A 17,088-nucleotide genomic window follows, 5' to 3' on the forward strand; every position below is an offset into this window, starting at 1 on the left:
ACGATAAATAGAAAGATTAGAATTAATTTTTAATTTAATTAAATAGCCTTATTTTTTCAGAGACTTTAAATAATCGATTGCTGAATCCGTTAATTTATTTTCATTCGCAAAACACCCCCTAGGGTTATTCATCACTTCTTTTAAAGTAATATAGCGATTTGGATGTTTATTATTTAGTTCAGGTTTTAAATCTTCAGTAACTTCATTAATGAAGAAGTTTTTTTCTATTTCGTTTAATGAACCGAAACGAATTCCTAAATTAATAGCCTTACTGATATTTTCTTTAATCAGACGATTATAATTTTCGTTTTTATTTAAACCTAAAACCTGACTTAACTCACTTTCAGGGCAACAATGGTATTTCAAGGCGAATATTGGCATGTTTTGTGATAATGCATGCAAGACCAATTCACTTTCTTCACTGACAAATAAACCATTGGCAATTTCACCCACTACTTTTGCATCAATGAATGGTAAAAATAGACTGCCATAGTGGTTTAACGTGTTTATTGAGACGACATTTTTATCTACAACACTTCCCAATTCAGCCCATTTTTCAACATCAGAAGACTGAAGCATGGATGCGGTGGCATAAAAGGAAAAAGAAATAGAATCTAGCTGTGCCAGCCTTCGGTAAATCGCTTGCTGATACCCCTCAACTGGCGATAACACCACCAAAACCTGTCGCTTTAACTGACGTAAAACTTGCTGCACAATTTGTTCAATCAGCTTTTCGTTCATTTTGCCACCATCCCTTAACCCGCGATGAATACGCTATCGTTATTACGTAATCCTGCTGCGTTTGCCTCATCGGTATCGATATGAAACTCAAGGGAAAACCGTTCATCAACCCTCACGATAACTTCATCGAAAACTAAGCTGCGTTCACCTTCAGTACGGATATTCACCTTTTGCCCATTCACCACATTTAAGGCTCTTGAGTCCATCACACTCATATGAATATGACGCTGAGCACAAATGACTTGTGACTCAAGATTGACATGTCCTGCAGGGCCAATCAGTAACGCATTACCCGAGTTCGTCATATCCCCTGACTCTCTCACTGGCGCTTTAATCCCAAGGGCAAAACAATCGGCTTTAGACACTTCCAGTTGTGTTTTTGGGCGAACAGGCCCTAGCACTCTGACTTTGCTAATTGACCCTTTTGGTCCCACTACCATCACGCACTCTTTCGCCGCAAATTGCCCCGGCTGTTTTAAATCTTTAAATGGCGTCAGCTGATAGCCTTGACCAAACAAGGCTTCAACGTCCTGCTGTGAAAGGTGAACATGACGGTTAGATATGCCAACAGGGATAGCGATGTTAGAAACGCCATTTTGTGCCGGTGTATAGGCTGAAAGCCGAGCCAGTATTTTCCCCATCAATTGCTCATTCATCATGATTTTTTCCCTTTACGTGGGTCATTTTTGATGTCTTTCACATTGATATCGGTTTTAACTTCAGCTACTGGTGCTTCAGTTTTGGCTTCAACAACCGCTTTTTCCACTAGTTTTTCTGCTTTTGCTTCAACACTTTTCTCTAATTCGCCTTTTTTACTTTTTACAGTAAGCAATTTGCTGATCACACTTTCTTCAGGTCGTGCAATCACTAATGAGCCGACTAATAGTTGGCTACTGGCGATCACTTCAATGCCGTGGTCAACTGCGGTGCGAACGGCACTGATTTCGCCTTGAAAACAAACGGATACCAGTCCAGAACCGATTTTTCGATAACCTACAATTTCTACACTGGCCGCTTTGCATGCCGCATCCGCAGCCTGTATGGCGGATGTCAGTCCCCGAGTTTCAATTACACCTAAACTTTTCATCTGTCTCTCCTACTTAATGACGAACCAGTCGAATATCGAAATCAAATTGTTTGAAGAATGCTTCAAGTTGGTCTAATTCTTCTGCGCTATAGGTTGGGTCTTGTTTAACGGGATAAATCATATCCAGTTTGTCGTATTTGCCGCGGCCCAACTGGTGATAAGGTAAATATCAATGCGTTTTACATTGCCGCGTTTGGATAATTCCATCGCATAGTGAATCGCCCCTGTAATGGCATCAAACGAGTCGTTATAGCCACGAACTAAGGGCATTCTGACCACGATGTTAGCGCCGAGGTCGACCAATCTTTCGAGGTTACGGCGGACATTTTCATTGCCAATACCGAATAGGTTTTTATGCTGCGCCGTATCAATATGTTTAATGTCATAGAGGAATAGGTCGACAACTTCGGCTAACTTTTCATAGTTTTCTAACGATGTCGTACCTTGGGTTTCTATTGCGGTGTTGATCATCATTTTTTTACACTCACGCAGTAGCGCAACGGCAAAATCGGTTTGTAGGCTCATTTCGCCGCCACCGATTGTCACGCCACCACCGGAAGAAATATAAAAATCATAATCTTGCATGATGATTTCCATCATTTCGGCGACCGTGACATCTTTCCCCATGATGTCTAATGCACCACCAATACATACCTCTTCGCATTTACGGCAGCCAATGCAGTCAATGCTACGATTGACTCGATGAATTTGTTCACCTTGCTCATTAATAGTTTTGTAGTGGATCCCTGTAGGGCAGACATCAACACATTTTCCGCAGTTGACGCATTTGTCGTGGGAAAACATCACTTGGAACTGACTGCTTAACCCTTCTGGATTGGCGCACCATGGACAACGAATATTGCACCCTTTTAAGAAAATCAGCGTTCTGATACCGTCGCCATCATAAATCGAGTATTTTTGGATATTAAATATCCGACCTTTCATCTCTGCCGCGCTCATCATTGCACCTCTAAAACTATGTTTATAAATCAAAATTTATTATTGTTGTTATGAAATAGCTGGTATGAAATGGCAGGTATAGATTCATACCTGCCTACATGGGTTTAGAACTTCTCAATTACAGTACGGCTAATAATTTCATCTTGAACTTCTTTACAGAGTTCAACGAAGTAAGCACTGTACCCTGCGACACGAACGATTAAATCACGATATTTTTCAGGCTCTTGCTGAGCTTTTTTCAGCATTTCGTTATCCACATAGCTGAACTGCATTTGCCCGTTTCCTAAGATAGACGCGGTTCTCAGCAAGGTGATTAAGCCATGATGGCCTTCTGGCGTGTCCAATAAGCCTTTTAAGAACTTAAAGTTATGCACCATACCAATATTCATCGTTTCAACATTCATTTTACTGATTGATTTAATGATGGCTGTTGGGCCTTGTTTATCCGCACCTTGTGTTGGGCTGATGCCATCTGATAACGGCATCCACGCCAAGCGACCATTGGCACTCGCTGCAGTTAATTCGCCAATCGGCGTGTTGTTAGAGATGGATAAGGTTCCGTGACTCAGTGTTGAATACAGCATGTCGTACTTACGGCACTCACGCTCTGTCCACTCCGTAATATCCAGTGCATATTGGTCAACATAATCATCATCGTTACCAAACTTAGGCGCATTTAAGCAGTCACGACGCAGTTCGTCGTAGCCTTCAAAGTTGGCTAGCAGGCCATCGCGAATTTGTTCAAGGGTGTAGCGGCCATCTTCATAAACCAATTTGCGGATCGCGACAATGGAGTCAACATAGGTTGCCAGACCAGAGAAAATCAGCCCTGGGCCGTGGTTGATCATCGCCCCACCCGCTGCAACGTCTTTCCCTTTTTCCATACAGCCTTCCACTAGCAAGGACATTAATGGTTTGGGTGCCACATCGCGGTGGACACGTTGACTGATGACGGTACCGATAGCCGATAAGCGAACAATATGAGCAATCTGCGCTTTCACTGCATTATCAAAGTCTTCGAATGTTTTCAGGTCTCGTAAATCACCGGTATCTAAACCTTGATAGCTATCGAATAACACCATGCGACCACGGTTTAATACGAATTCAATCGCAATTGGCCATTGGGTGTAACCCGTTGAAGTCCACTGATAAATACGGCCTGATTTTTGTGGCTCAACACAGCCCATCAAGCAGTAATCACGCGCATCTTCAAAGTCGAAGCCCTTACGCAGCATCATTTTGATGTGGGAATCGTCGAAGTGACAGGCAGGGAAGCCCATACCGGCTTTCACAACATCAACGATTTTTTCCATGTATTTCTGTGGTGATTGGTTATGAATACGGCATGCCAGCGATGGCTGATACACTTTAACGAAACGAACCGCATCCATAATCAAGTAGGTCAGGTCGTTACAAGCGTCACCGCCTGAACGTTTTTGTCCACCTACCGTTAAGTTGATAAATGGCTGATAACCGGCGAAGTACTTCGCACCCAGCTCACTCGACATCCACATTAACTCAGCACATTTAATGATAAACGCCTGCATCATTTCCAATGCTTGGTCTTGGGTTAAACGGCCTGTTTTGATGTCGTTTTCATACATTGGGAAGCAGTACTGGTCAAGACGTCCCAAAGAAAGACCGGTTTGGTTTTCTTCAATTTCAAACAGTGACTCAACCGTCCAAATGCTCTGTAATGCTTCTTGTAACGTCGTCGGTGGGTTCGCTGGCACGTTTTCGTTGACTTGTGCGATAGTCAGCAATTCTTCGCGGCGTTTTTGGTCTGATTCCAACACCGCTAGTTCGCGAGCGTGGGCAGCAATACGGTGTGAATACGCCACCACCCCTTCACAGGTTTCAATTGATGCTTTATAGAAATAAATGCGGTCAATGTCATCAGGGTTTTCCATGCTTAATTCAGCCAGTTTCGCCTGAGCATCTGCTTTAATGCCATTCATTCCTTTGGTGAATAACAGCACGTCATAACCCGGACAAGTATCGCCACCACCGTTGATTTGGTGATAAGACAAATCACTGACAAACGTTTCACCGCTGAATTCCCATACCCCCGCTTCGCGGTATTGAGCCTCACAAATTTCATCCAGTGAGCGCCCTTCCCAGAATGGCGCGATTTCCTCACGGATCACTTTTTTGTCTTCTTCAGAGATAACAAACGGGTCTTGTGGACGCGTGCTCATGGTATCGAGTTCTTCGACCACCCAGCGCCATGCGATATCCGGTGAGAAAGCCCCCGCACGAGCTTTACCACATGGATGACCTACAATCAGTTCTTCTGGCTGAATTAAGATTGGCGCGGTTTCACAAGCGCGGCGGAAAGCTTTCGCACGCAATAGAATTGGCGGTAAACCTGGGTTATTTTTAACGACGTCAGTGAAGGCGAGTGCGCGATAAATAGAGACACTTGGACGCGCTTCTAAGTAACGGTTACGCAAGCGTTGTAAGCGAGGCGTTAAGCCTTCCATCACGTTGAATTCAGTTTCCGCTTGTGCCGTTGGAGCAACATAGCTGCCATTTGGCGCGGCGTATTGCGGCTGAGCGCTGTTCTTTCCACAATATAAGCGAACTTTCAATCCATTATTGATAGCACTGATATTTTCATGAGCAGATAACATCATGGCAGATAATTCGTTAATGCAGACACGCGGGTCATTCAGATAAATGCCATCTTTCAATGCATCGAACATGGGGTAGCCATCGACTAGCTTGGTTGAACGAACTTCAGACAGTTCAGCCAGTTTCAACCATAAACTTTCTACAATCTCATAAGCTTGTGCTTGGGTTAAGCGGCCTTGTTCAATATCGCGTTGGTAGAATGGATAAACGGCTTTATCGAATCCCATTGGGTTAACTGCATAACTGCCATTTTCTAAATGCAAAATAAGTTGCAGTAAATAGAAGGCTTGGCAAGCTTCTTTGAAGGTTTGCGCGGGTTTTGCTGGCACATTGCGTAAAATGGCTGCACTTTCTTGCAATTCTGCACGGCGATATTGATTAGATTCTGCTGCCGCCATGCTCTCTGCTTTAGACGCTAAAGCTTGTGCAAAATGCATGGCCGCATCACATGCGTAAATTGCTGAGCGGCAGTTATTCGCTTCATCAATGCTATTACGGCTAACTGCACTGCCAATGTTTCTGACTTTGTTTTCTAATTGGGCTTTGATAGCCAAGAAACCAATATTTAAAACTGCTAAGTAATCAGGCGCATCAACTGTGCTATCGCCTGCTAAAAAGGTATAAATACTGTGGCTGTTGATTTCATTTTCAGTATGGAAAATGGCTCCGCGTGGGGTTGATGATTGGCTACCAATAATCAACTCATCTTGGCCAATAAATGTAGGAAAGTGGCGGATAAACTCATAAAAACGTTGTGCAGGTTTAATTGCCTGCGGTGCGCCAGATAGTTGGTTGCCAAGCGCTTCTAAAATATTGGCACGTTCAGTAATAATTGAGCTATTGCGGGCACTTAAGCGTTCAGCCAGCATTTTTACGCGTGGGGTCAAAGCATATTTATTCATGTTAGCCTATCCTGATGTTCTTTCTAGTTTGTTGTTCATCACATAAAAGCGTTAACTGTTAAAAAGACTGTCTATACAGCACTTCCAGTTGCACCTTGCTCACATCCCGTGGATTGGTCGGAGTGCAACTATCGCGCAGTGCTTGCCCAACCATGTCCCCTAAACGGGCGTTAAAATCGAATTCATTGGTACCAGTTGCTTGAATGCCTTTTGGCATATTCATTTCATCTTTCAATACGTTGATTGCCATAATTAAACTTTCAACGCCTTCACGAATCGTTGATGCGGGTAAATTTAAATTTTTCGCGAGATGGGCGTAACGTTTCGCGGCTTCGTTATCACAACGTCCTTCTAAATCTGCATTGAAAGCCACAACTTGCGCCATCAATAACGCATTTGCACGGCCATGTGGAATGTGGAATACACCGCCTAATGCATGGGCTAAGCTGTGCGTTATCCCAAGTGATGCGTTAGTAAAGGCCATTCCCGCAATGCATGAAGCGTTGTGCATTTTTTCGCGTGCCACTAAGTTGCTACCGTCCCGATAGCAGTCAATTAAATGACCAAATACTAATTGCACCGCTTTTTCAGCTAAGGCATCAGAAAAGTCAGATGCAGTACGAGAAACATAGGCCTCTAGCGCGTGGCACAGCACGTCCATACCTGTGTCAGCCGTAATAGAAGCGGGTACTGACTTCACCAGTGCGGGATCTAAAATGGCGACATCTGGCAACATAAATTCGTCAACCAAAACCAACTTTTCAGACTGGGATTTGATCACTGAAAACGAAGTGACTTCCGAGCCCGTCCCACTGGTAGTTGGGATCGCGATAAACTGCGGTTTAACTCGATTGACGTCTTTTTTCGTGTGCCAGAGGGAGTAAATAACAGCTTTCGCAGCATCAATAACCGACCCACCACCGAGTGCAATCACCACATCTGGATATTGCCTATCCATGATTTTCATACCTTTAACGATGGCTGAAATATCGGGATCTGGCTCAACATCGTCGTAAATCGAAAATGCGATGCCACTTTGGGTTAGCCTGCGAGTGACTTCATCAGCTAAGCCAAATTTCACCATCGCTTTGTCAGTGACGATAAAGGCATGGTGAGCACTCATTTGTGAGATAAAATCCAATGCGTTAGCACCGAATTGGACTTTAGGTTTAATCAAAAACTGGTTCATGCTGTTTTTACTCCTTGGTATAAACCTTCTCAACAATGGCAACCACTGACATGGCTTTGTAATTGTCTTTATTCAAAGCGAAGTAAGCTTCAGCTAACACAATGTCGTTAATACCTGCGCCAACACTGTCGACTGCCACATACGTTTTGTTTTTCAACGGTTCAAGGTCATCCCCTAGCTTGGTAACCATTAATAAGTTACTGCCACTAAGTTCTTGGCATTTCTGCGTTGCAACAACATGTCCAACTACCTTTGCGAGGATCATGGTTTATACCGCCTTATTTCAATAAGTTACTTACTTAGGCGTCCAAGAACGGCCTTGATGATTTGCTCAACATTCTCTTCAGTGATATCTCCTTGAGAAACCACCGCCTCAGCAATCGCAGCCGTTGTTACCGCACTGCCAAATCGGTCATCACCTGCAGGGTTAGCGGTCACTGGTGACGCGGTTGCCGCAACAGGATTACGGAAACGGCTATCATCAAAAATGCTGACTTGCGGTTGATTGACCGTAGCCGGTGCCGCTGGCTGAGCCACTGCACAAGGCTGGGCGGGTTGCCTTAAATCATCAATAGAACGTACGCCATAGCCCACTTTACGAATATTCAGTAAATTCATTGGGCCAACGTTATCAGAGCTAGAACCGCCACCAACCGCGCCACAGCCCAGTGTTAACGCAGGTGTGATATTGGTCGTTGCCCCAATCCCACCGAGTGCAGCCGGTGTATTAATCAAAATGCGATTAACGGGTTTTTCCAGAGAGAATTGACGAATAACATCTTCGTTTTGTGTGTGGATCACCAAGGTATGGCCGAGGCCTTCGTTGGTCAGCAAATCAACCACGCGATGGCACGCGGATTGCCAATCTTCCTCGATATACATCCCTAAAATTGGGCATAATTTTTCGCGGGAGTATGGGTTTTTCGGTGATACGGTGTCTTGCAACGCAATCAACACACGTGTGTTAGCTGGAACAGTGAAACCTGCACGTTGGCTGAGTGTGATAGCATCTTTACCCACTACTTCTGGGTTGATGGTGCCGTTCGCTCTAAGCAACATTGAGGCCATGCGTTTCGCTTCGTCTTCATTCATGAAATAAGCGCCTTGAGCGAGTAATTCACGATGAACTTCGTTATAAATACAGCGTTCCACAATGATGGATTGCTCAGAAGCACAGATCACGCCGTTATCAAACGTTTTACTGGTGATAATGTCACTCACCGCCTGCTTGATATTGGCGCTACGTTCAATAAATGCAGGGCCATTGCCTGGACCGCCACTAATGGTTGGTGTACCGGATGCGTAAGCTGCACGCACCATGCCTTCACCGCCCGTCGCCAAGATTAAAGAGACGTCTTTGCTGTGCATCAGTTCTTTCGTTGCTTCTAAAGTCAGCATTGTGACAGCATCGACAATTCCAGCTGGAGCACCCGCTTCTAATGCGGCTTTTTTGACAATTTCTAATGTTCGGAAACTGCAGGCTTTGGCATTTGGATGAGGGGAGAAGACAATGGCATTACCCGCCTTCAAGGCAATCAACGTTTTGTAGATGATGGTAGATGTTGGGTTAGTAGAAGGAACTAACGCCGTGATCACACCAAGAGGAACCCCCACATCCATGACTTTGTTGATTTTGTCATCATTAATGATGCCAACGGTTTTGAGATCTTTAATGTGTTCATAAACACGCATTGAAGCAAAAGTGTTTTTCAGGACTTTATCTTGCCACTTACCAAACCCAGTTTCTTCATTGGCCATTTTTGCCAGCTCTTCGGCATGAAGTGCGGACTCAATTGCGATGTGTTTAACAATATTATCGATTTTTTCCTGCGAAAATGTCGCAAACTCTTTCTGCGCTTGTTTCGCGTTTCTAACTAGCTCTCTTGCCAGTTGTCTGGATTGCAGATCTTTGTCTAATGCAACCATGTCTTCCCCCGTATCGGAGCCAAAATTAATTCATTCACTTTTCGTGTTATTGGCTTATTAGCCAATGACTTAGGCTTTATGTTGTTGTGCAATTTTGCCAATATCGTTGTGTGGTCTTGCAATCACACGTGAAGTCACCACTGTTCCGATACGTTTTGCAGCCTCAACACCTGACTCAACTGCAGCGTTAACGGCACCGACATCGCCTTTAACCATCGCTGTTACCAGCCCTGAACCGACATTCTCATAACCGATTAGCTCGACATTGGCGGCTTTACACATGGCATCAGCAGCTTCAATACACGCGACTAAACCTTTGGTTTCAATCAGACCAAGTGCTTCTTTCATAAGTAATTTCCTGTTTTATTCCGTGACTTTATACTGGGCGACGATTTTCTGAATATCGCTATGGGGACGCGCGATAACCAGTGATGTCACAACGGTGCCAATACGAGAGGCAGATTCAACACCTGAATCCACTGCAGCTTTCACCGCACCCACATCGCCTTTGACCATGGCGGTAACTAAACCTGACCCAACATTTTCATAACCAATCAGCACAACATTTGCGGCTTTACACATCGAGTCTGCAGCTTCAATACAAGCCACTAACCCTTGAGTTTCAATAAGACCTAATGCGTCACCCATATTTTTTCCTCCGGAAAAAGTTATGCCTTATGCTTAATAACGATTTTGTTGATATCGTTGTGTGGACGCGCAATGACCAGTGAAGTGACAACTTCACCAACACGCTGCGCTGATTCAACACCCGAATCGACAGCTGCTTTGACTGCGCCGACATCGCCTTTAACCATTGCGGTAACGAGACCTGAACCGACATTTTCGTAGCCAATTAGCTCAACATTTGCCGCTTTGCACATGGCATCAGCTGCTTCGATACAAGCCACCAGACCTTTTGTTTCAATAAGACCTAATGCATCACCCATTGTTGTTTCCTCCGAGAAGCCTTCTTTATTTTTCTTTACCTTCCATATTCCAAGCTAATGTGTCCGAGTACATGTCCCTTGCAATATCTGGGTAAACATTTACGCCAATGGTGTCTGCGCGGTGATCTATTGAACGCAACCTTTGGCTTCAGACTCACTATAGAACCGAAAAATAAAAACGAAATATAAATCCACATACGGTAGATAATTAGTGTTTTAATCTAAAATTTAGTGTGATTTATTGAATTATTTATATGTAAACTCTGAAAAAGCCAAAAATTCACGTATCTATATGGTCAGAAAAAATGGGCCAAACATGGATTTAGCATTAGCTAATTAGATTGTTAATAAAATATTATTAGGCTGATAAATGGGGGTGATTTGTGGGATGATAACTGTGGGTTCGCTCACTCAGTTATAAGCTTTACCTACTAGCCGACACCGCAAGCTAAGTGCTGCACAAGAGAGAAACTCCCCCTTCATGATGACAAGTCTCTGCGAGGTTGTGGCCGCTATCATTTGTGAATAGAACAAAAAGGAAATAAACAGAAAAGAGGTATCGTCAATTAACGATGAAGCGCACTACTTCACCGCTAAACTGATTCAATAAGAACTGAATTAATCAAATTTACTGCCAGGCTTTAACGTACAGATATAAAGTGGGGAATTAATTGAACTGAGTAGTAAAGCTTTGTCATTGAGCTTTTGCGCATTAAGAAATAGCCCATCATGGCTATCTGACATTTCTCTCATAAAATAATCAAATATCACATTTGGCGATTCATCAATAGAAGAAGCGCTCGCCTCCCACTGACTAATACTATAATGACGCTCCGTCGGTGATATCCGTTTTGTCGTATAGTTGAATTTCACATAGCGCTGTAAATACAACCAGCCCGCTTTAGAATCGGTATAGCCCTCCACCACAATTGAGCCCTTTCCATTCGCGCCAAAATTGAAGTGAATATTGCCGTTAACGTTTTCGTCTTTCATATTTTCAAAGCGCATGATGCCTTTAGTAGAGCACACCATTAAGCCATCTTGTTTATTGGAAAATAAGACTGACTGGGTATAAATCGCCACAACAATAAATAACAAAAAACTCAGTAAGCATAATACTTTTCCTGATATCTTCATGATGGTTTCCAAGAATAGTAAAAGTAGTTATCGCAATAGCTAAATGGGTTATCTTCATTGACTGCACAATGTGCAAGAAATACTCGACCTAGTCCGTTAGTCTGTAATTTGTCCCCATAGAAAAAAACAAACCGTTCTTTCTCAACACACTCTAGATTTAAGTTATTCCTAACCTTATCAAAATTTTGTACATAGTTTAGTGCGACAGTGTTATTGATCATTTTTTCATTCGACAATACATCACAATGAGTATGCTCAAGCACGGTCATATTAATCGGCACTGATGGTTGATTTGATAAATAAGCCATGACAGCTAATAAAATGGAACACAATAGAAAAGCACCACTGGCAAGATACCAACAGATTTCTTTTTTTTCTGGTGTCAGTGTTGAATCTATTTTTTGAGGGTCTGTAGGATCAGAGATAGGTTGGGAAGTTGGAGATAAAACAACCGCTGTTTCTTCTATTTCACTTAAGCTAGTTATTAATTCAGTTGTCTGAATTTTAATATCATCAATTAATTCAAGGGAAACATCAGAATTAAACTCTAATCGCCCCCGAGCAACTGTCACAATAATATTTTCAATACCATATGGGCGAAATGCTTTTCGTAATATACTGAGATATTGGTTTAAATTACTGTTTGATGACACTAATCCATTATCATCCCATACTGCTTTTAATACCTCATCTCGGGGAACAACCCCCCTATGTTGAATAAAATAAAATAATAATGCATTCGCCGTTATCGACAGTTGGGTATCCACCTCGTCTTCTTTTAAAGATAAAGTGCCATCAACCGCATCATATAGAATGAAAGCATTGATTTTATATTTCACTGTCGCCTCATGTGCTTATTTTTGGAATAAAATTGCACTACCGTTATCACTGCTATTTTCACTTACATAATATTTTTATTTATAGAATTTTTTCAAATGAAATAGTCGTTAACCGACTAACAATCGCATCACGTTCTTGCTGTGACAATGTTTCGCCCTCCGTCAATGATGAAAGCCATAGCCCATCCGCGGCATAGCGTACTAACGCGCCTAAATAACTGTTATCAAACTCATCCCCCTTCGCCAGATGGTTGCTTACCCAATCTCGCCAACACTGACGCAATACGGGTTCCGTTGGCATCGCTAAAGAGAGTAAAGCAAGTTGAAAACTTTCATCAGACTCTTTCAGCTCACCAATGTAGTGCAAATAAGCACGAGAAAACCGGCCATAGGGATTTGAGTCATTACCCATAATGGTATGGATCCGCTCATCCATAATTTCGAGTAATTGGAGAAAAAGCGCATGAATAAGCTCCTGTTTGGAGGGGAAATGGTGCATCAGCCCTCCTTTGCTAACACCCGCCTCCCTTGCCACTGCATTAAGAGAGAGCGAAGAGATCCCTTCTCTGCCAGCAATAATGCGAGCCGCTTTCAGGAGCTCCACTTGAAGCTTGATAGGGTCTTTTTTTCTGTGTTGCGCGGATTTATTCATGCAACGAATGATACCGACCAGTCGGTATGTTTCATTTTGACTAAAATCAAGTAACCCTGATTTGTTCATGGGTAAATCTAAATAGTGGAAGAGGACTCACAATATCGAATAGTGATACGTTATAACTCTATAATTAATTTAAAAATATCAAATATTTTTGAGGGCATTTAATTTGACTTAGTTTTGCACATATTCGTATTATGATGTTTAATAATGACAACAAAATAAAATTCTGACGACGTAAAAACGGTTTGCAATGTTCCTAATTAACTATCCGTAAAAGAGGTTTTATCATGTCAAATCAATACAATATTGGCGTTATTGTTGGTAGCTTACGTGCTGATTCTTATAATTTAGTTGTTGCTAAAGCCATAACTAAATTATTCCCTGCGAATTTCACGTTTAAGTTTATCGATATTGGTGAGTTACCTCTCTACAACCAAGATGCAGACCAAAATGTACCTTCTGTTGTGGCTAATTTCAAATCTCAAATCAAAGCCTGTGATGGCATTATTTTCGCCACCCCAGAATATAACCGTTCAATGCCTGGCGTATTGAAAAATGCGATTGACCAAGGCTCTCGCCCATGGGGAGATAACTCATGGGATGGTATTCCTGCTGGAGTACTAGGGGTATCTATTGGCAATATTAGTACAGCTATTGCACAACAACATTTGCGTAATAGCTTGGCATTTTTGAATATGCCAACAATGAACCAACCAGAGTGCTATTTGAAGTGGTATGAAGGAATGGTTGATGAACAAGGTAATATTTCCCCAAAAAGCAAAGATTTCTTACAGCCGTGGGCCGATACCTTTGCCAAATTTGTTGCCCATAATGCAGCGAGTAAATAAGTCGCTGAGCTTATTTAGCCAAATTATTCGATGATGTACTTAATCTGGCAGCTACCAATTTTGATAGCGGTAACTGTCAGGTTAAATTGCACTCTTCTTACTTAACCATATCACTGTTAATACTATAGCTTGATGTATTTGCCATTACATGACGCCTTGATATTGAAGTGTATTTCATCTGAATATACTGATGCGGTATTAATTCACTACTTTTTATTGAATCAGGAAAGATATCAGAAACCTCAATCAGAGAAACGCCCGAGAGTTTAACCTCGTAATATTTCTCAAGCTGTCCATGCTGACTGGTACGATAAAAAACAAATACAGCCTCTAATACTTCATTACTATCTAGCGAGGTGGAAAGTAAAGGTGATGATTTATCAATTAATTTAGTAAACACAACGGGTTGATAAGCTGCATTTTGAGCTCTAAATGAACCACTGTTTAAACTAATAACTTGAATTTCATCTTCGTGACCAATCTGGTGACGATTACCAATTGAATCAATGGTGGAACATCCTGCAGAAATTAAACCTTGGTTCTTGCCAGTTAAGGTTAAATAAATCGGCTCAGCCATAAAAAGTCCTTTGTTAATCACATAGAGATATGTTTTTGACATACGTCGTTGGAGACATCCATGACATTTTATCACAGGTTTGATAACCATCACTTTTAAGCATGAATCCAACACCAAAAGAAATAGGTATTCCAGTGATTAAGGCTATATAGATCAAGTAACTTAAATATCGACCTATAATAATATGATGCTTTGGATGCCTTTCGAATATAAATACATAAACCACACAAGACATAGCATAAAATATAAGCGGAAAACCAATTGAATACATAGCTATACCGCTAGAAAAAACAATTTTATCTTCCATAAAAAAAAGTGAATGAAGTGACTCATAAACAGGGATCATTATTGCAGAAACTATAATAAGTAAAAAAACTCCGCCCATGATTTTCAAAGATTTTCTCATCATAAATATCATCTTCTAGGTAACATATGAAGAACTTTATTAATATCCGCTGTTGGCTTATATTCCCTTTCCCACGTTGTTTTTAACAGCTCTATGACTTTCGCACTAATTTGATATTTACTATCTAAATATTCCAACCCAAAGGCAACACCAATGCCAACAAAAAAAACAATTCCAGCAACAGCAATAATGCTCCCGCCAAAAACTCCAGCAGCTATTAATGCAGTACCTACTCCCCAAGATGCTGCTGCCACTAGAGCCGTTTTCGCCATATCCACCGTGATATTGCCAAGAAAATCAGCAAAGGTATATTCGTCCTTAAAAAACCACTCTAGCCCCCGATAAATGGCAGAAAACACTAGGCAGAAACGAATTCCTCTCGCAATACCCGCTTCTAATCCTTGTTGTCCTATTCCCATATGTAACATCACAGGATGGGCTGCGCCATATCGAGTCCCTGTGACTATTCGTCTTAAGCCAGCGTAGCCGGATATGTGTATCATTCGGTTGCCATTAGCAGCAATATGTTCAGTCGCTGTTATACCTAATTGTCTGAATTCACGGATCAAAACATAGATATCAGGAGTATCACGAAGCGTTCCTGCATAAGGAGAAATAGGGTCTGTCACATTGAAAATATGTCTAAAGGGGTTATTTCTTCGCTCATCTTCTTTTCGTCTTGCGTTGATATCACCTGCATTGACGATCTCTCTGGGCTTAATATCGTCAATAATTCCAGCTGCCTCATGAAGGCTAATCAATGCATCATATTGAATATTTGCATTTAAAGCTTCAGTCACACCAATCGCATCAAAGTACTCATGCCGAGGCTTTAACTGGTTAACCCCCACATTACCTTTAAGGTAATCTCCTAGATATCCGCTCAATGTCGGATCATATTTTTTAACCACAACCACCATCCTTAATATTATTCACCTTAAAATTTAACTTAAGGCTAATTTAATTATAATTATTAATCAACCCAAGCTACAGATAAAAGTTGAGTTACAGAATCTAACCTGTAAAAATCTAAGCTACCGTCCATTCGAAGCATACCGTAGACAGGTAGCACCATGCTCAACGCACCACCATAAAAAAAGGCACTTCAATGAGTGCCCTTTGCAAAGAATTAATCAAGCCATTAACGCCCGGCTTTTAGCTTTTGGAAATACTCTTCGTACAAAATGTTGGTATTCCCGACATCACTTTGCCATTCGCCTTTTTGCAGAACTTCTTCGCTTGGGTAAAGTGATGGGTCATTGGCAATTTCAGCAGGTAATAATTTTTTAGCTTCTAAATTTGGTGTTGGGTAACCAATAGATTCAGCCACTTGAGCCGCAATTTCTGGACGCAATAAGAAATTAATCAGCTTATGAGCCCCTTCCACATTTTTGGCATTCGCTGGGATAGCTAGGCTGTCCATCCAGAAAATTCCGCCTTCTTTAGGCCACACCACTTCAATCGGTAAGCCAGCTTGCCTTGCCACAAATGCAGAGCCATTCCATAACATACCCACATCCACCTCACCTTCAATAAATGGTGTTGCTGGGTTGTCTGAGTTAAAGGCTAAAATATTTGGACGCAGTTTTTGCAGTTCTTTATACGCCTCTTCAATCTGTTTCGGGTCAGTCGTATTGCCTGAATAACCTAATTTTGTCAGCGCCACTTGGAATACTTCCCGTGCGTCATCCATCATCAGCAGGCTATTTTTATATTCCGGTTTCCAAAAATCCGCCCATGAGGTGACAGACTGCGGATCAACTGCTTCACCATTAATGCCTATCCCCGTCGCACCCCAAATATAAGGCACGGAATAGTCATTGTTTGGATCGAATTCTTTATGGGTCAGGTTCGGATCAAGGTTTTTAAAATTGCTCAATTGACTTTGATCGATTTTTTGCAGCATGCCTTCCTTACTCATTTTGGCAATAAAATAAGTGGATGGCACCACCAAATCATAAGCCCCTTCTTTATAGGTCTTTAATTTGGTGTACATGCTTTCGTTTGATTCGTAGGTGGAGTAAATCACCTTGATGCCCGTTTCTTTGGTAAATTGCTCTAATAAACCCGGGGGAACATATTCTGTCCAGTTATAGAAATACAGTACGTCTTTATTATCGTCAGCGGCAGTTGCCGCGCCAATACTTGCAGCCATTACACCAGCCGCCAGTAGATAGGACCATTTTTTCATGACTGAGCTTCCCTCAACAACGTGTTTTTTATCCCTTAATTCATCA

At 42.0% G+C, this 17,088-nt stretch carries 18 protein-coding genes and 1 pseudogene; 1 reads left to right on the forward strand and 18 read right to left on the reverse strand.

Translation table 11 applies throughout. From position 1 onward, the window contains the following. Positions 1 to 48 precede the first annotated feature (48 nt). From M0M83_RS17780 to M0M83_RS17845, 14 genes and pseudogenes are all read right to left on the reverse strand, one after another. Positions 49 to 741, reverse strand: coding sequence for a hypothetical protein (locus M0M83_RS17780; protein ID WP_248467102.1), 693 nt, complete (start codon positions 739 to 741; stop codon positions 49 to 51). Positions 742 to 755: 14 nt separating this feature from the next. Further along, the gene (locus tag M0M83_RS17785; protein ID WP_213913618.1) at positions 756 to 1,400 is read right to left on the reverse strand and encodes a phosphate propanoyltransferase; all 645 of its coding nucleotides are present in this window, start codon (positions 1,398 to 1,400) and stop codon (positions 756 to 758) included. Further along, positions 1,397 to 1,828, reverse strand: coding sequence for a BMC domain-containing protein (locus tag M0M83_RS17790; RefSeq protein WP_125890531.1), 432 nt, complete (start codon positions 1,826 to 1,828; stop codon positions 1,397 to 1,399). Before M0M83_RS17790 ends, M0M83_RS17785 begins: the two co-directional genes overlap by 4 nt. Before the next feature lie 13 nt (positions 1,829 to 1,841). Then, positions 1,842 to 2,791 (reverse strand): annotated as a pseudogene (cutD, locus tag M0M83_RS17795) (choline TMA-lyase-activating enzyme). 101 nt (positions 2,792 to 2,892) lie between these two features. Further along, positions 2,893 to 6,324 carry a choline trimethylamine-lyase gene (gene cutC / locus M0M83_RS17800; protein ID WP_248467103.1) on the reverse strand — a complete coding sequence of 1,144 codons (3,432 nt, stop codon included), beginning with the start codon at positions 6,322 to 6,324 and terminating at the stop codon, positions 2,893 to 2,895. 58 nt (positions 6,325 to 6,382) lie between these two features. Further along, positions 6,383 to 7,513: a 1-propanol dehydrogenase PduQ gene (locus tag M0M83_RS17805; RefSeq protein ID WP_213913624.1), complete on the reverse strand. Its 1,131-nt coding sequence runs from the start codon at positions 7,511 to 7,513 to the stop codon at positions 6,383 to 6,385. Between the two features lie 7 nt (positions 7,514 to 7,520). Continuing rightward, complete coding sequence (locus tag M0M83_RS17810) at positions 7,521 to 7,778, reverse strand: EutN/CcmL family microcompartment protein (protein WP_004259057.1); 258 nt, start codon at positions 7,776 to 7,778, stop codon at positions 7,521 to 7,523. Between the two features lie 26 nt (positions 7,779 to 7,804). After that, positions 7,805 to 9,439, reverse strand: a complete 1,635-nt coding sequence (locus M0M83_RS17815) for an acetaldehyde dehydrogenase (acetylating) (RefSeq protein ID WP_213913625.1) — start codon at positions 9,437 to 9,439, stop codon at positions 7,805 to 7,807. Positions 9,440 to 9,508: 69 nt separating this feature from the next. Next, positions 9,509 to 9,787, reverse strand: coding sequence for a BMC domain-containing protein (locus tag M0M83_RS17820; protein ID WP_004259063.1), 279 nt, complete (start codon positions 9,785 to 9,787; stop codon positions 9,509 to 9,511). 15 nt (positions 9,788 to 9,802) lie between these two features. After that, the gene (locus M0M83_RS17825; protein ID WP_004259066.1) at positions 9,803 to 10,087 is read right to left on the reverse strand and encodes a BMC domain-containing protein; all 285 of its coding nucleotides are present in this window, start codon (positions 10,085 to 10,087) and stop codon (positions 9,803 to 9,805) included. 20 nt (positions 10,088 to 10,107) lie between these two features. Beyond that, positions 10,108 to 10,386 (reverse strand): BMC domain-containing protein, encoded by a 279-nt coding sequence (locus tag M0M83_RS17830; protein WP_004249182.1) that lies wholly within the window; start codon positions 10,384 to 10,386, stop codon positions 10,108 to 10,110. Between the two features lie 618 nt (positions 10,387 to 11,004). Next, positions 11,005 to 11,523 carry a FidL-like protein gene (locus tag M0M83_RS17835; protein ID WP_125890536.1) on the reverse strand — a complete coding sequence of 173 codons (519 nt, stop codon included), beginning with the start codon at positions 11,521 to 11,523 and terminating at the stop codon, positions 11,005 to 11,007. Next, complete coding sequence (locus M0M83_RS17840; protein ID WP_248467105.1) at positions 11,520 to 12,362, reverse strand: transcriptional regulator; 843 nt, start codon at positions 12,360 to 12,362, stop codon at positions 11,520 to 11,522. Before M0M83_RS17840 ends, M0M83_RS17835 begins: the two co-directional genes overlap by 4 nt. Before the next feature lie 79 nt (positions 12,363 to 12,441). Next, on the reverse strand, positions 12,442 to 13,014 hold the full coding sequence (locus M0M83_RS17845; protein WP_125890722.1) for a TetR/AcrR family transcriptional regulator: 573 nt from the start codon (positions 13,012 to 13,014) through the stop codon (positions 12,442 to 12,444). Between the two features lie 293 nt (positions 13,015 to 13,307). On the opposite strand from M0M83_RS17845, the gene M0M83_RS17850 reads away from it, so the two are divergent. After that, complete coding sequence (locus M0M83_RS17850) at positions 13,308 to 13,868, forward strand: NADPH-dependent FMN reductase (RefSeq protein ID WP_213913627.1); 561 nt, start codon at positions 13,308 to 13,310, stop codon at positions 13,866 to 13,868. Positions 13,869 to 13,965: 97 nt separating this feature from the next. Here the strand turns inward: M0M83_RS17850 and M0M83_RS17855 are convergent, their stop codons facing one another. The 4 genes from M0M83_RS17855 to potD form a co-directional block, all read right to left on the reverse strand. After that, entirely contained in the window at positions 13,966 to 14,445 is a 480-nt protein-coding gene (locus M0M83_RS17855; RefSeq protein ID WP_125890539.1) for an Hcp family type VI secretion system effector, read from the reverse strand. A gap of 13 nt (positions 14,446 to 14,458) precedes the next feature. Further along, entirely contained in the window at positions 14,459 to 14,854 is a 396-nt protein-coding gene (locus M0M83_RS17860) for a DUF1240 domain-containing protein (RefSeq protein WP_248467106.1), read from the reverse strand. A gap of 5 nt (positions 14,855 to 14,859) precedes the next feature. Beyond that, a complete protein-coding gene (locus M0M83_RS17865) occupies positions 14,860 to 15,771 on the reverse strand; it encodes a hypothetical protein (protein ID WP_213913631.1) in 912 nt (303 codons plus the stop codon). Positions 15,772 to 15,992: 221 nt separating this feature from the next. Next, positions 15,993 to 17,042: a spermidine/putrescine ABC transporter substrate-binding protein PotD gene (gene potD / locus M0M83_RS17870; protein WP_125890542.1), complete on the reverse strand. Its 1,050-nt coding sequence runs from the start codon at positions 17,040 to 17,042 to the stop codon at positions 15,993 to 15,995. Between the last annotated feature and the right edge of the window lie 46 nt (positions 17,043 to 17,088).

It is taken from the genome of Providencia rettgeri (assembly GCF_023205015.1).
Classification (GTDB): Bacteria; Pseudomonadota; Gammaproteobacteria; order Enterobacterales; family Enterobacteriaceae; genus Providencia; species Providencia rettgeri_E.

Coding starts and splice junctions, on each gene's coding strand:
- M0M83_RS17780 (WP_248467102.1), bottom strand. CDS start 741: ATGAACGAAAAGCTGATTGAACAAATTGTGCAGCAAGTTTTACGTCAG.
- M0M83_RS17785 (WP_213913618.1), bottom strand. CDS start 1,400: ATGATGAATGAGCAATTGATGGGGAAAATACTGGCTCGGCTTTCAGCC.
- M0M83_RS17790 (WP_125890531.1), bottom strand. CDS start 1,828: ATGAAAAGTTTAGGTGTAATTGAAACTCGGGGACTGACATCCGCCATA.
- cutC (WP_248467103.1), bottom strand. CDS start 6,324: ATGAATAAATATGCTTTGACCCCACGCGTAAAAATGCTGGCTGAACGC.
- M0M83_RS17805 (WP_213913624.1), bottom strand. CDS start 7,513: ATGAACCAGTTTTTGATTAAACCTAAAGTCCAATTCGGTGCTAACGCA.
- M0M83_RS17810 (WP_004259057.1), bottom strand. CDS start 7,778: ATGATCCTCGCAAAGGTAGTTGGACATGTTGTTGCAACGCAGAAATGC.
- M0M83_RS17815 (WP_213913625.1), bottom strand. CDS start 9,439: ATGGTTGCATTAGACAAAGATCTGCAATCCAGACAACTGGCAAGAGAG.
- M0M83_RS17820 (WP_004259063.1), bottom strand. CDS start 9,787: ATGAAAGAAGCACTTGGTCTGATTGAAACCAAAGGTTTAGTCGCGTGT.
- M0M83_RS17825 (WP_004259066.1), bottom strand. CDS start 10,087: ATGGGTGACGCATTAGGTCTTATTGAAACTCAAGGGTTAGTGGCTTGT.
- M0M83_RS17830 (WP_004249182.1), bottom strand. CDS start 10,386: ATGGGTGATGCATTAGGTCTTATTGAAACAAAAGGTCTGGTGGCTTGT.
- M0M83_RS17835 (WP_125890536.1), bottom strand. CDS start 11,523: ATGAAGATATCAGGAAAAGTATTATGCTTACTGAGTTTTTTGTTATTT.
- M0M83_RS17845 (WP_125890722.1), bottom strand. CDS start 13,014: ATGAATAAATCCGCGCAACACAGAAAAAAAGACCCTATCAAGCTTCAA.
- M0M83_RS17850 (WP_213913627.1), top strand. CDS start 13,308: ATGTCAAATCAATACAATATTGGCGTTATTGTTGGTAGCTTACGTGCT.
- M0M83_RS17855 (WP_125890539.1), bottom strand. CDS start 14,445: ATGGCTGAGCCGATTTATTTAACCTTAACTGGCAAGAACCAAGGTTTA.
- M0M83_RS17860 (WP_248467106.1), bottom strand. CDS start 14,854: ATGATGAGAAAATCTTTGAAAATCATGGGCGGAGTTTTTTTACTTATT.
- M0M83_RS17865 (WP_213913631.1), bottom strand. CDS start 15,771: ATGGTGGTTGTGGTTAAAAAATATGATCCGACATTGAGCGGATATCTA.
- potD (WP_125890542.1), bottom strand. CDS start 17,042: ATGAAAAAATGGTCCTATCTACTGGCGGCTGGTGTAATGGCTGCAAGT.